The 13,546-nt window shown below is 69.4% G+C and carries 11 protein-coding genes; 5 read left to right on the forward strand and 6 right to left on the reverse strand.

Translation table 11 applies throughout. The features are described from left to right. The first annotated feature begins 164 nt into the window (after positions 1–164). Entirely contained in the window at positions 165–392 is a 228-nt protein-coding gene (locus tag EAT51_RS18540; protein ID WP_205965180.1) for a hypothetical protein, read from the forward strand. Between the two features lie 125 nt (positions 393–517). Next, positions 518–967: a GNAT family N-acetyltransferase gene (locus EAT51_RS18545; RefSeq protein ID WP_130518534.1), complete on the forward strand. Its 450-nt coding sequence runs from the start codon at positions 518–520 to the stop codon at positions 965–967. A gap of 65 nt (positions 968–1,032) precedes the next feature. On the opposite strand, the gene EAT51_RS18550 is transcribed toward EAT51_RS18545, so the two are convergent. After that, positions 1,033–5,538 (reverse strand): DEAD/DEAH box helicase, encoded by a 4,506-nt coding sequence (locus EAT51_RS18550; RefSeq protein WP_130518536.1) that lies wholly within the window; start codon positions 5,536–5,538, stop codon positions 1,033–1,035. 237 nt (positions 5,539–5,775) lie between these two features. Between EAT51_RS18550 and EAT51_RS18555 the strand changes: the two genes are divergently transcribed. Next, on the forward strand, positions 5,776–6,111 hold the full coding sequence (locus tag EAT51_RS18555) for a DUF3175 domain-containing protein (protein WP_130518538.1): 336 nt from the start codon (positions 5,776–5,778) through the stop codon (positions 6,109–6,111). A 45-nt stretch (positions 6,112–6,156) separates the two neighbouring features. Here EAT51_RS18555 and EAT51_RS18560 read toward each other — a convergent pair whose 3' ends face one another. Next, on the reverse strand, positions 6,157–6,993 hold the full coding sequence (locus EAT51_RS18560) for a DUF3298 and DUF4163 domain-containing protein (RefSeq protein ID WP_228257995.1): 837 nt from the start codon (positions 6,991–6,993) through the stop codon (positions 6,157–6,159). 66 nt (positions 6,994–7,059) lie between these two features. Beyond that, the gene (locus EAT51_RS20690; protein ID WP_228257996.1) at positions 7,060–7,332 is read right to left on the reverse strand and encodes a GNAT family N-acetyltransferase; all 273 of its coding nucleotides are present in this window, start codon (positions 7,330–7,332) and stop codon (positions 7,060–7,062) included. A gap of 212 nt (positions 7,333–7,544) precedes the next feature. On the opposite strand from EAT51_RS20690, the gene EAT51_RS18570 reads away from it, so the two are divergent. Next, complete coding sequence (locus EAT51_RS18570) at positions 7,545–7,757, forward strand: hypothetical protein (protein WP_130518544.1); 213 nt, start codon at positions 7,545–7,547, stop codon at positions 7,755–7,757. Between the two features lie 761 nt (positions 7,758–8,518). On the opposite strand, the gene gpmA is transcribed toward EAT51_RS18570, so the two are convergent. Genes gpmA through EAT51_RS18585 form a run of 3 tightly spaced genes read right to left on the reverse strand, consistent with a single transcriptional unit; the run spans position 8,519 to position 11,542 of the window. Continuing rightward, entirely contained in the window at positions 8,519–9,268 is a 750-nt protein-coding gene (gene gpmA / locus EAT51_RS18575) for a 2,3-diphosphoglycerate-dependent phosphoglycerate mutase (protein WP_130561894.1), read from the reverse strand. Positions 9,269–9,326: 58 nt separating this feature from the next. Then, positions 9,327–9,932: a rhomboid family intramembrane serine protease gene (locus tag EAT51_RS18580; RefSeq protein WP_130518548.1), complete on the reverse strand. Its 606-nt coding sequence runs from the start codon at positions 9,930–9,932 to the stop codon at positions 9,327–9,329. A 35-nt stretch (positions 9,933–9,967) separates the two neighbouring features. Further along, the gene (locus EAT51_RS18585) at positions 9,968–11,542 is read right to left on the reverse strand and encodes a POT-type proton-dependent oligopeptide transporter (RefSeq protein ID WP_130518550.1); all 1,575 of its coding nucleotides are present in this window, start codon (positions 11,540–11,542) and stop codon (positions 9,968–9,970) included. 157 nt (positions 11,543–11,699) lie between these two features. On the opposite strand from EAT51_RS18585, the gene EAT51_RS18590 reads away from it, so the two are divergent. After that, the gene (locus tag EAT51_RS18590; RefSeq protein WP_130518552.1) at positions 11,700–13,472 is read left to right on the forward strand and encodes a M14 family zinc carboxypeptidase; all 1,773 of its coding nucleotides are present in this window, start codon (positions 11,700–11,702) and stop codon (positions 13,470–13,472) included. Positions 13,473–13,546: the final 74 nt, after the last annotated feature.

The raw sequence follows: 13,546 nt of genomic DNA on the forward strand, positions 1-13,546 counted from the left end.
CATGCATGCGGTAACGGAGCCAAGTTCATTCCTTAAGCAGCTTAAAGAAGCGAGATAGCGTGGGCGACCGGCACTCCGCTTCTCCCACTTTGAATCGCTGAACTGGTACCAGTCAATCGCGCCAGGGCTGCAGCCAGGTGGCCTCGCGTTCCTTCACTTTCGGTGTGGGCCTGGCGCTCGCCATCCTGATGGCGGTCTTACTCCATCTGGCACTTCATGGCGCAGCTGCCGGCAGGGCCGTTGCGCGGGCACGACAGCAGCTGGCGCCTGGCTACAAGTACGCGACGCAATCCATCCAGTGGGGTGGCGGGCGTGGCCGTGCCGTCGTGGCCGCTTACAACGACCATGAGATCAAGTACGTTCCGGTGCAGTGGGATGATCAGGAACCCTGAGGCTCCCGCACAGGAACTTTGCGCCTGAATCCGATTCCTTCCCACGGAAGCTCTGCGGACATTGGTATCCATCTACCATACGACGCTGGGCGCGGCAGACGCCGCCATATAAAGAGCATTACCAAATGAACATCCGTAAAGCGCAGCCAGAAGACCATCCATCGCTCCTTGGCATCTGGGAGCAATCGGTGCGCGCGTCGCACGATTTCCTGTCGGAGCAAGACATCCAATCGCTGCTTCCCCTCGTGCGCGATCATGCCTTGCCGGGGCTTGAAGTCTGGATCCTGTGCGACGAGGCGTCATCGCCGATCGGCTTCATGGGGTTGGACGACAACAAAGTGGAGGCATTGTTCATTGCTCCTACCAGCTTTCGGCGCGGCGGTGGAAAGGTCATGCTTGAGCATGCGAGAAAGCTGAAAGGCGCCCTAAAGGTAGACGTCAACGAGCAGAATCCGCACGCGGTCGCGTTTTACCTCTCCAATGGGTTTGTCGTCTCTGGCCGCTCCCCCTTGGATGCCCAAGGGTTACCATTCCCGTTGTTGCATCTGGATGAGGCCAGTCCGAGCGCCGCATAGCCACTCTAACCACCGTCGCTGTGCGGCTCGGTTTCAGGCCAGGGATGTGGGCGCTACAGGCGAGGTCAGGTTCGCTTGTCGAGCAGCGAGAGAATCGATCCGACCTCTCCTTCTGCTGCTCCAGACCTCCCGCTTTGAATCGCAGAACCCGTGCCGGTCATCAGCGCCAGCGCAGCGCGCGCATCGGCGTCCAGTTCGACCAGCGCCTCGAAGCGGTCGCTGGCCCAGGTCGCGATCGGCACGCCGTCGCGGTAGACCACGCGGTTGCCGGGCACGCGCGGGATGCGTTCGCCGGGCAGGACGGTGCCGAGCAGGTTGGCGGGGTCGCAGGCCGAGAGGGCCAGCAGCGTGCCCTCGTGCGGGCGGCGGCGGGTGTCGCGCAGCAGGCCGATCGCTTCGGGCAGGGCGAACTGTTCGCCGCTCAGGCCTTCGATGAAGCGGCCGCCGCGGATCTCGCCGCGCGCTTCCAGGCGCTGGTAGACGCGGGACAGTTCGCGCCAGGGCGGCAGCCAGGTGGCCTCGCGTTCGAGCAGGCGCCAGGCGACCACGCCATAGCGCTGCAGCAACACGCGGGCGATGTGTTCGACCGAGGACGTGCGGGCCTCGGCCTGCAGGGCGCGGGCCTGTGCGTCGTCGGCTTCGGCCTCCGGCGCGCTGCGCACCAGTGCCCACCGGCCCGCGTCCTGGATGCCGAACAGCGGCACGCGCCGGCGCTTGCGCGACAACGCGGACGGGCGCTTGGAGGCCGGCACCAGCAGCGCGCGCAGGCCGCCGAAGCTGTCGCAGTGGGCGCGGCCGCGGGCGACCAGTTCGGACAGGGCGTCTTCCAGTTCGGTGGCCAGCAGCCGCGTGCCCTCGGCGATCTCGTCGAAGAACGAGGCGCCATGCATCGCCAGATAGTCGGCCACCCGCTGCGCCCGCGAGCCCAGCGCGGCCTCGCCCTCGCCGCTCGGTGCAAGCCGCGTCCAGTGGGCGGCGGTGCGACGCGGCAGCAGCAGGATGGGTGTGGCGCGCAGCGACGGACTGGTGCCGGTCGCCGGCCTTTGCGCCTTGCCCGCGTTCGCGCGCAAGGCGCTGGATCCCCGCCTTCGCGGGGATGACGAACCGAAAGAGGACGAGGTCTCGGACGACAGCACCCCAGGCGTCGGACGCAGGCGCGTCCACAGGGTGCGGCCGGCGCTGCACAGCTCGTCCAGCCACGAAGGTGTGTAGTCGCGCACCCGCGCCGTGAGCAGTTCGTGCTCCCAGACCGCGGCCTGCGCCTCATAGCCTTCCAGCTGCGCCAGGACGCCGGCCAGGGCCTCGGGGCCGGCCACGCGCGACTCGGCATCCAGATGCTGCCAGCGGAACAGGAAGCGCGCGTAGTCGCGCGCCGGGACGGGCTCGATCTCGCGCCGCAGTCGACCCAGCGTGTAGCGATGGATGCGCGCCAGCAGGTGGCGCTCGCACCACTCGTCCTGCGCGGCGCCGGGCGTGAAGCGGCCGGCGATGACGAAGCCATCGGACTGCAGGGCCAGCAGGCCGGCCTGCACCTGGGTCAGCGGCAGCTGCAGGTCCGCCGCGATCACGGCCGCAGGCAGCGGGCCGAATCCGGACAGACGTGCGCGCAGCAGCTCGCGCAAGGCCGGCTCGGGCTGCCAGTCCTCCACTTCGTAGCCGCGCGGCGCGGCGATGGCCGGCTCAGGGACGGCGCCGGCGTACAGCGGGCCGAACTGGGCCAGGCGCTCGGCAGCGATCCACAGCCCCGGCGCCCCCTGCGCATCGACCAGCCGCGCGGCGCGGCCGGCCTGCGTCAGCTGCTGCAACCAGCCGGTCCAGCCGGGGTTGGCCTGGATTTCCGCTGGCGTCAGCACGCCCAGGCCGCTCAACGCCTCATGCAGCTCGTCGGCGTCGCGCGCCTGCGGCCAGGCCTCCGCGCGCACGGCGGCGATGGCTTCGGGGTCGAGCCGGCCCAGGTCATCGGCCGTTTCCGGGTCGCCGTAGCGGCGCGACTGCACGGCCTGGGTGCGGCGCTCCTCCAGCGGCGCGTCGTCGAGGAAGGCGTAGGGCCGCGCGTTGAGCGCCTCGGCCGCCAGCGGCGAGGGGCCGGTCAGATCGCGCGCCAGCAGGCGCACCTGGCCGCTTTCCATGCGCCGCAGCAGCGCCAGCCAGCCTTGCGCGTCCATCGCCTCGTGCAGGCAATCCTCCAGCGTCTGCGCGACCAGAGGATGGTCGGGGACCTCGCGTTCGCCGACGATGTTCTCCAGGCAGGCGACCTGGTCGGGAAAGACCGTGGCCAGCAGATCCTCGGACTTCATGCGCTGCAGCTGCGGCGCGGTCCGGCGGCCGCCGGTGAAGCGCGGCAGCGCCAGGGCGTTGGTCGCGTTCCAGCGCCAGCGCACGCCTAACAGCGGCGCATCCAGCAGGGCCTGCACCAGCACCTCCAGCGCGCTGCCGGACTTGAGGTAGTGCCAGACCTCCTCCAGCGGGAAGCTGTGGCTGGTGGACAGGGACAGCACGATGGCGTCCTCGGTCGCCGCGGCCTGCAGCTCGAAGTTGAAGGTGCGGCAGAAGCGCTTGCGCAGCGCCAGGCCCCAAGCGCGGTTGAGCCGGCTGCCGTAGGGGCTGTGGATCACCAGCTGGGTGCCGCCGCTGCCGTCGAAGAAGCGCTCCATCACCAGCTGCTGCTGGGTCGGCAGCGCGCCCAGCGCGGTCGCCGTGGCGACCAGGTAATCGGCGATTTGTCGCGCGGCTTCGGCGTCGAGCCGCAGCTGCGTGCGCAGCAGCGCGAGCACGGCCTCGCGTCCGCCCTGCTCGGCCGCTTCGCCCACCTCCGCGCGCAGGCGCGAGACCGCCTGTGAGAGTTCGTCGGTGCGGCCCGGCGCCTCGCCGAGCCAGAACGGGATATTGGGCGCGGCGCCGCGCGCATCCTCCACCCGCACCCGGCCCGGCTCCACGCGCAGGATGCGATAGCTGGTATTGCCCAGCTGGAACACGTCGCCGGCCAGGCTCTCGACCGCGAAGTCCTCGTTGACCGTGCCGATGGTCTGCGCCTGCGGTTCCAGCAGCACGCTGTAGTCGCCGGTCTCGGGGATGGTGCCGCCGCTGGTCAGCGCCGTCATGCGCGCGCCGCGGCGCTGGCGCAGGCGGCCGTTGACCGCATCGCGGTGAACGTAGCCGGCGCGCTGGCCGTTGCGGGTGGCGAAGCCCTCGGAGAGCATGCGCACCACCGCGTCGAAGGCCTCCCGCGTCAGCCGCGCATAGGGCCAGGCGCCACGCACCAGTTCGAACAAGGCGTCCTCGTCCCAGTCCTGGGTGGCGGTCTCGGCCACGATCTGCTGGGCCAGCACATCGCGCGGTGCCTCGAGCAGATGCAGGGCGTCCAGTTCGCCGCGCTGCACGGCATCGAGCAGCGCGGCGCATTCGACCAGCTCATCGCGCGACTGCGGAAACAGCCGCGCCTTGGGCGTGCCGCCGACCGCATGGCCGGAGCGCCCGGCGCGCTGCAGGAAGGTGGCGATGGAGCGCGGCGAGCCGATCTGGCAGACCAGGTCCACATCGCCGATATCCAGACCCAGCTCCAGCGAAGCAGTGGCCACCAGCACCTGCAGCTGGCCGGCCTTGAGGCGTTGTTCGGCCAGCAGCCGCGCCTCGCGCGCCAGGCTGCCGTGGTGCGCGGCCACCGCGTCCTTGCCCAGCAGCTCGCCCAGATGCCGGGTCACGCGCTCGGCCATGCGCCGGGTGTTGACGAACACCAGCGTGGTGCGGTGCTCCCGCACCAGCGCGGCAATGCGCTCGTGGATCTGCTGCAGCTGGTCGCCGGACAGCACCACCGACAGCGGCGTGGGCGGCAGTTCCAGCGCCAGATCGCGCTGGCGCGTGTAGCCGATATCGACGATGGCGCAGTCCGGCGTGTCGCCGTGCACATGGCGGCTGCCGACCAGGAAGCGTGCGACTTCCTCGATCGGCTTCTGCGTGGCCGACAGGCCCACGCGCACCGGTGGGGACTGGCACAAGTGGGCCAGGCGCTCCAGCGACAGCGCCAGGTGACTGCCGCGCTTGCTGGCGGCCACGGCGTGGATCTCGTCGACGATGACGGTGCGCACGTGGCGCAGGGAGGCGCGGCCCGATTCGCTGCCCAGCAGCACGTACAGCGACTCGGGCGTGGTCACCAGCACGTGCGGCGGCAGCTTGCGCGCGGCTGCGCGCTCGCGCTGCGGGGTGTCGCCGGTGCGCACGGCGGTGCGGATGGCCACATCGGGCAGCGCCAGCGCGTGCAGTTCGGCGCGGATGCCGGCCAGCGGCGCTTCCAGGTTCAGATGGATGTCGTTGGACAGCGCCTTGAGCGGCGAGACGTACAGCACCCGGGTCTCGTCCGGCAGCGCGCCGCCGGCCGCCACGCCCTCGCGCACCAGCGCATCCAGCGCCGCCAGGAAGGCGGTCAGCGTCTTGCCCGACCCGGTCGGCGCGGCCACCAGCGTGTGCCGGCCGGACTGGATCGCCGGCCAGGCCTGAACCTGGGCGTCCGTCGGCGACGGGAACGCCCCGGCGAACCAGCGCTGGACGGCGGGATGGAAGGACAAGGCGGGCATGGCGTTCGCACGGAAGCGTGAACCCAAGATGGGGACATCCAGGGCGGCGGTCAACACGCCCGGAAGGCCGGCCTGTGATGCGATGCAGAGCAAGAAATGGGACAGGTGCCTCGGAACCCCACGCAACGCAAAGACTTTCGCAACAGTCAGTTCGCGTTTTCTTTAGGTCCTCATCGATAGCGTCCTACGTGCTGCGCCCCGGCATCCCCCGACTGAGCGCGAACAGGAGCAAGAACGATGATGACGCTGAAACACGCCCACCCATCCCAGGAAGAAGAGCATCACCAGGACCCCCGCTGGTCACAGCACGTCACCGAAACCAGCCATTCGCTGGACCTCAAGCCCGGCGTTTTCGAGCAGGACGACCCGAAGGACATCGCCCACGCGCTGAAGCGTGCGGCCGAGGCCAGCACCCGGCGCAAGGCGCCGCCCTTCCGCTCGGCCATGTCGATGCTGGTCTTCTACATCAACCGCGCCGGCAGCACCCTGCCCCGGCAGCGGCTGGACATCCTGGAGCGCGCCAAGGACGAACTGCGGGCGCTCTACGGCAAGCCGCGCAAGGCGGCCGCCTGATCCAAAGCGGCGCGGGCGATCCGCAGCGCGGGGCCCGCCCTCCTCTTACTTGACGAACAGCCCGGCGTCTTCCGGCGCCAGATAGGGCGCGAGCACCTGCGCGGGCACGTCCACGGTCTGGGTGCCGTCCGAGTACGGCCCGACCTGATACGGCGGGAAGACGAACCGCAGCGCGGTGATCTTGCCGTCGGCGTTCATCACCGGCTGGAACAGGCGGAAGTTCTCCAGCTTGGGCGCGGTGCCCTCGTCGATCATCTGGGTGGCCGACTGCAGCAGGCTGGCGCGGTCTTCCGGCGACATGCCGGGATCGTCGTTGCGCAGCGAGGCGGCGGTATGCAGCTGTTCGCGCACATAGCTGCTGACCGCCTCCAGGCCCTTGCCCTGCGTCAGCAGCGATTGGGTGGTGAGCAGCGTCTGCCGCTGCGGCAGCCAGGTGAAGCGCGCCACCAGCGGCTCGCCGTGCGCCCCACCGGTATAGCGGCTGCCGTTACCCGACACCGCCACCACCTCGGGCGTGTTGGCGACCATGTCGAAGGCCAGCGACAGCTCGTATGGCGCGGTCGGCTTCTCCTGGCCGAGGTCCTTCACCGCCTCCATCAGCCCCTGGCGCGCGGCCCCGGCGTAATCGCCGACGGCCTTGGCCAGGCCCGGGTACTGGTTGATCTGCGGCGGATAGCTGATGCCGATGACATAGCGCGGGTCGGATTCGGCCACGTCAGCCAGCGCGGCCTGGGCCGGCGGCGGCGAGGCGGCAGGCGCGGTGCTGGCGGGTGTCGTTCCGTTGGCCGGCGCGTTGGCCTGGGGCGGTGTCGACGACGGGCTGCATGCGGCCAGCAGGCCCGCCACCAGCAGTGCGGGGACGATGGTCTTTCCTGTACCCATGGAAGTCATTCCTTCTTGCAAAAAACGGCAGGAGTGTAGCGGCGCGCGGGCCTGCAGGGCGGGCCTTCAGGCCCGCAGATCGGCGTACTCGGGATGGCGCTGCAGGAAGTCCGCGCTGTAGCTGCACACCGGGACGACCTTCAGACCCTCGTTCCTGGCCAGGTCCAGCGCCGCGCGCACCAGCTCGCTGGCCAGGCCGCGGTTGCGCAGCGCGTCGGGTACGAAGGTGTGGGTGATGACCATCTGCGCCCCGTGGCGGCGATACTCCACCTCGGCCTGCTGGCCGTCCTTGTCCAGGAAGAACTTACCGGCGGCGGGATCATGTTGGACGTCGGGCACGGGGCGCTGACCTTGGCTGAGAGGACGCACAGCCTGCCACGCCCGGCGTGAGACCGGCGCATGGCAGGGTCTGACCCAGCGCGTCACTTTCGCGCCGCCTGGAAGGCGGATGCGGCCCCGTGACGCCCCGCCACGCGGCGTCGAATTTTGGCACGGAAGCTGCATATGCAGTCCCCACGAACCAAGCGACGAATCAGCTAGGGGGACGTGCGATGAGTCAGATCGAAGAGGCGGGCGGCGTGGCGGGCGTGTCGTCCAGCGATTTCACCCTGCTCGAAGGCCTGTATCAGCTTTCCGTGAATGGCAACACCCAGGACTGGGAGTTCGAGCGGCTCAACAATGCCGTGTACGAGCGCCTGCTCTCGTCCTATGGCAGCGACGATGTTCCGTTCGATCAAAGCAAGAGCGCGCTGGCAGGGTCCTGATCAGCCGCGCCACCGGATTCGCGTTTCACCATTGGAAACGGGCAACGGGGGTTGCCCGTTTTTTTTTTGTGCTTTTCCGGGGCGCGTGGCCGGTCAGCACGAGTCTGAACAGGCTTCCCCAACCGCCTCGACCCAGCCGAGTGCTGACCCTCGGCCAGCCCCCTGGCCGATTCTTGGGATGGCCCGAGGCTCGCACCTCAGCGGGAGCCTCCTTCGGTGAAACCCTGCTTCTGTGGGACAACTGTCTCTCGGATCAAGCCTCAGCATCCTTGTAGAGTGGAGCTTGTGGCAATCCCATCTCGGGGACTCCGCTGGGGCTTGCCGATGATCCGGTCGAAAAGCAGCGGAGCAAGCTCCGCTCTACAAGTGGGAGCCCTGCCAAACAAGGCCTGCGACCCGAAAGATCAAGACTTCTTCAACCCGAAGTACCTGCACCCGACGCGCGCGGCAGCGGGCCGGCGGGCGGTGACCGCGCCTAGCGAGGCAGGAAGCCGAGCGCCCGAGTCAGGGCAGGATGCCCTGATCGAGGGAAAAGCGGACACCGCCCGCCGGCCCGCTGCCCTTCCGAAGCCACGAAGCGCAACCGCCGCGCTCCGCGTCGAGCGGAGCGACCCTGCTGGAGAAACTGGCTTACGATCGCGCCGCCAACCCAAGCCGCCGCCGCTGCCACCTGCCCCACCCTGGACCGCTGCCACCTGCCCCACCCTGGACCGCTACTATCGGCCTTACTCCGGGTTACCGCCTCAGCGGCGCGCTCGCTATTACTTGGCCTTGCTCTGATTGGCCACCGCCTCGGCGGCGCGCTTGGCCGCCTCCGGGTCGCCCAGGTAGCGGAAGGACTTGACCTGCAGCTGGTCGTCCAGCTCGAACAGCAGCGGGATGCCGGTGGGGATGTTGAGCTCCAGGATTTCTTCCTTGCTCACATGGTTGAGGTACTTGTACAGCGCGCGCAGCGAGTTGCCGTGCGCGGTCACCAGCACCGTCTTGCCGTCCTTGAGCGCCGGCGCGATGGCGTCGTGCCAGTACGGCAGCACCCGCTCCAGCGTGGTGGCCAGCGACTCGGTCGCCGGCAGCGCATTGCGGTCGAGCATGGCGTAACGCCGGTCCTGCGCCGGATGGCCCGGATCGGCCGCCTCCATCGGCGGCGGCGGGATGTCGTAGGAGCGGCGCCAGATCTTGACCTGCTCCTCGCCGTGCTTGGCCGCCGTCTCGGCCTTGTCCAGGCCTTGCAGCGCACCGTAGTGACGCTCGTTCAGGCGCCAGCTCTTGTGCACCGGCAGCCAGTCCTGGTCCATCTCCTTCAGCGCGCCCTGCAGCGTATGGATCGCGCGCTTGAGCACCGAGGTGTAGGCCACGTCGAACTTCAGGCCCTCGTCCTTCATCAGCTTGCCGGCCGCGGCCGCCTCGGCGCGGCCCTGCTCGGTCAGATCCACGTCGACCCAGCCGGTGAACCGGTTGGACAGGTTCCACTCGCTCTGGCCGTGGCGCAGCAGGACTAGGGTTCGGCTCACTGGGTCGTTCTCCGCGAAGCTGTCAGGGGGCGCCGATTGTACGGCCAGCGCGGGGCGGCTACAGGCGCGGGCGGCTCAGCTCGGCCAGGAAGTGCTGCAGCACCTGCGGCTCCATGATCAGCATGAACATGATCCCGTAGGCCGCCCCGGCCAGATGCGCGCTGTGGTTGACCCGATCGCCACCGCGGCGGTCCATCCAGATGCTGTAGACCACGTAGAGCACGGCGAACAGGATGGCCGGCATCGGGATCACGAACACCAGGATCTGCGACCACGGCGCCAGCAGGATGAAGGCGAACAGCACCGCCGACACCGCGCCCGAGGCGCCCAGGCTGAAGTAGTTGGGGTCCTTCTGGTGCTTCAGATAGGTCGGCAGGATCGCCATCACCAGCGCCGACAGATAGAACAGCGGATACGCCCACCAGGTGCCGGTCTGCTGTTCCATGAAGCCCTCGATCTGCCGACCGAAGAAGAACAGCGTGAGCATGTTGAAGAACAGGTGCATGAAGTCGGCATGGATGAAGCCATGCGTGATCAGCCGGTCGTACTGGTGGAGCTTGTCGATGGCCGGCGGCCACAGGATCAGGCGGTCGGCGACGCGGCGGTTGTTCAAGGCCAGCAGCGAGACGACCACGGTGATGGCGATGAGGATCAGGGTGATCATGCGGTTCCTGTAAGCGGGACGAAGGCGCGCGCGGGTCAGGCGGCCCGGTAATTGTCCTGCATCGGATAGCGCCGTGCGTAGCCGGCGAAGGCCAGCGCCGCCAGGAAGGCGAACCCGGCGAAGAAGAACATCAGGAACGCCGCCTCGCTCAGGCCCGTATCGCCGATGTGCGCCGTCACGGTGGCGTTGCGCACGCCGGCGTTGGTCAGCAGCACCCACAGGCTGCCGAAGGTGGTGGCCAGGTACCAGAAGGCCATGATCACGCCCTTCATCGCCACCGGCGCCTGGCTGTAGGCGAACTCCAGCGCCGTGGCCGAGACCAGCACCTCGCCCAGGGTCAGCAGCGCATAGGGCAGCGTCTGCCAGGCCAGCGACACCGGGTGGCCGCCATCCAGCGCCAGCTGCAGCAGTCCAGCCACCACCCAGGCCACGCCGGCCAGGGCGATGCCCGCGCCCATGCGCCGCAGCGGCGTGGGCTCGATGCCGATCCGGCGCAGCAGCGGATACAGCACCAGCGCATTGAACGGGATCAGCAGCATCACCAGCAGCGGATTGAGCGCCTGCATCTGCGCGGCGTCCTTGACCAGCCAGCTCGGCCACCACGCCAGGTGATGCGGGATCTGCATGGCCTGTCCCTGCAGCACCCAGGTCGAGGCCTTCTGGTCGAATAGCGAGAAGAAGGGCGTGGTCAGCGCGAACACGATCAGGATGCGCAGCACCGCGCGCACGCCATCGACCGCCGCATCGGGATGAATGCCCCGCGCGCGCTCCAGCTGCAGCGAGGCCCCGGCCCCGCCGAAGGCGATCACCAGCCCCAGCGCCAGGCACGCGGCCGCCACGAAGCCCAGCACCGGCGTGGCCGCCAGCGCGCCCACGGCCAGCACCGCACCCAACACCGCCAGGGCCAGCCCGGGCCTGCCCTGCCCCCGCGCGCGGGCCAGCAGCGCGCTGCGCACCACCTTGAGGAAGGCGTGCGGGTCGGACGCCGCCGGCGGCACGTGCACGTAGCGGTGCCGGCCCAGCCAGAACACGAGCGTAGCGATCAGCATCAGCGCCCCCGGCACGCCGAAGGCCACCGCCGGCCCATGGCTGCGCAGCAGGATCGGCGTCAGCAGCGAGGCGAAGAACGAGCCGAAGTTGATGATCCAGTAGAAGGCGTCGAACACCTTGCGCGCCAGATGCTTGTTGGACTGGTCGAACTGGTCGCCGACGAAGGACACCACCAGCGGCTTGATCCCGCCCGAGCCCAGCGCGATCAGGAACAGCCCGGTGTAGAAGCCCTGCCGGTCGTGCTCGAAGATCGCCAGGCACGCGTGGCCGGCGCAATAGATCAGCGAGAACCACAGCACGGTGTTGTACTTGCCGAAACAGCGGTCGGCCAGCCAGCCGCCCAGCAGCGGGAAGAAGTACACCCCGATCACGAAGCTGTGGAACACGTCCTTGGCCATCGCCGCGCGATCGGCTTCCGGCGCATGCAGCAGCAGGGTGCCGACCAGGAAGGAGGTCAGGATGTTGCGCATCCCGTAGAAGCTGAAGCGCTCGCAGCCTTCGTTGCCGATGATGAAGGGGATCTGGCGCGGCAGGCGGGCCGGGGGCGAGGTGGCGTGCATGGGAACTCGACGGCAAAAAATCGTGCGCCAGCTTAGCGAGCGCCCCAGCGCGCTTGGCTGACCACCCTGTCAGACCTTCCCCACCCGCGCGCGCGGGCCGGCGCGCGCGGCATCGCTGGCATGATGGCCGCCCCTTACACCAACCCTGCCCGTCCCGATGCGCCTGCGCCCCGCCCTGCTCGCCTGTCTGCTGTTGAGTCCCCTGGCGCCGGTCGCCGCCGCGCCCAGCGATGCGGCGCTGATCAGCGCCTCCGAAGCCTCCGGCTTCACCAGGACCGGCCGCTACGAGGAAGTGGGGCGCCTGTGCGCCGCCTTCGCCGCGCGCTGGCCGCAGGCGGTGCGCTGCTTCGACTTCGGCACCACGCCCGAGGGCCGGCCGCTGCACGCCATGGCCATCTCCACCAGCGGCGCGCTCGATCCCGCCGCGGCCCGCGCCCGCGGCCTGCCGGTGGTGCTGATCCAGGGCGGCATCCATCCCGGCGAGATCGATGGCAAGGACGCCGGCTTCCTCGTCGCCCGCCAGCTGCTGGAGAGCAAGCGCGCCAAGGGCACGCTGGACAAGGTGGTCTGGCTGTTCGTACCGGTGTTCAACGCCGACGGGCACGAGCGCTTCGGACCCTGGAATCGCCCCAACCAGCGCGGCCCGGAAGAAATGGGCTTCCGCGCCACCGCGCAGAACCTCAACCTCAACCGCGACTACATGAAGGCCGACGCGCCGGAGATGCAGGCGATGCTGGCCCTGGTCGATGCCTGGGACCCGCTGATCGCCATGGACCTGCATGTCACCGACGGGGCCAAGTTCCGCCACGACATCTCGGTGCAGGTCGAGCCCTCGCACGAGGGCGATGCCACCCTGCAGCGCGACGGCCAGGCGCTGCGCGCGGCGATGATCGCGCAGCTGGACCGCCAGGGCTCGCACGCCCTGCCGTTCTATCCCTCGCTGGCCGAGAACGACAATCCGGCGGCCGGGTTCGCCGACGAGATCTATCCGCCGCGCTTCTCGCACGGCTACTTCCAACTGCGCAACCGCTTCGGCGTGCTGGTGGAGACGCACTCCTGGCTGCGCTATCCGCAGCGCGTGGCGATCACCGGCAACGCCATCGTCGCCGTGCTGCAGCAGGCCGCCGTGCACGGCGCGGCCTGGCGCGGCGATGCGGCCGCGGCCGATGAGGCGGCCACCCGGCTCGGCGGCCAGCCGCAGGTGCTGGACTGGAAGGCCAACGACACCCCGCGCATGATCGATTTCCTCGGCTATGCCTATACGCGCACGCCCTCGGAGGTCTCCGGCGGGCTGATGACCCGCTACGACGAAGACACCCCACAGGTCTGGCACATCCCGCTGCGCGACACCATGGAGCCGGCGGTGACCACCACCGCGCCGCGCGCCGGTTACCTGGTGCCGGTCGCCTGGGCGCCGATGGTCGAGCCGCGGCTGCGCGCGCACGGGCTGCAGTACCGCCGCCTCGACGCGGCGCTGGATGCGCCGGCGCAGGCCTACCGCGCCACGCGCATCGACTTCGACAAGACCTCCACCGAAGGCCACCAGCGCCTCAAGCTCGCCGGCGCCTGGGCCGACGAATCCGCACAGCTGCCTGCCGGCAGCCTGTTCGTGCCTATCGCCCAGCCGCGCGCGCGGCTGGTGGTGGCGCTGCTGGACCCAGACGCGCCGGACTCGCTGCTGCAGTGGGGCCTGTTCAACGCCGCGTTCGAGCGCAAGGAATACATGGAGAGCTACGTGGCCGAGGACGTGGCGCGGCAGATGCTGCGCGATCCGCAGGTCAAGGCGGCCTTCGAGCAGCGCCTGAAGGACGATGCGGCCTTCGCCGCCAGCCCGCGCGCGCGGTTGGAGTTCTTCGCCCGCCGGCACCCGTCCTGGGATACGCGCTACGGCCTGTATCCGGTGCTGCGCACCGACCAGACGCCGCGCTGACCGGACGCCGCGCAGCCGGATTGAAGGCCGCCGCGAAGACGTGAATATCCGTGGCCAGACGCCGCCTTGGTTTA

This window comes from Pseudoxanthomonas winnipegensis, from assembly GCF_004283755.1.
Lineage (GTDB): Bacteria > Pseudomonadota > Gammaproteobacteria > Xanthomonadales > Xanthomonadaceae > Pseudoxanthomonas_A > Pseudoxanthomonas_A winnipegensis.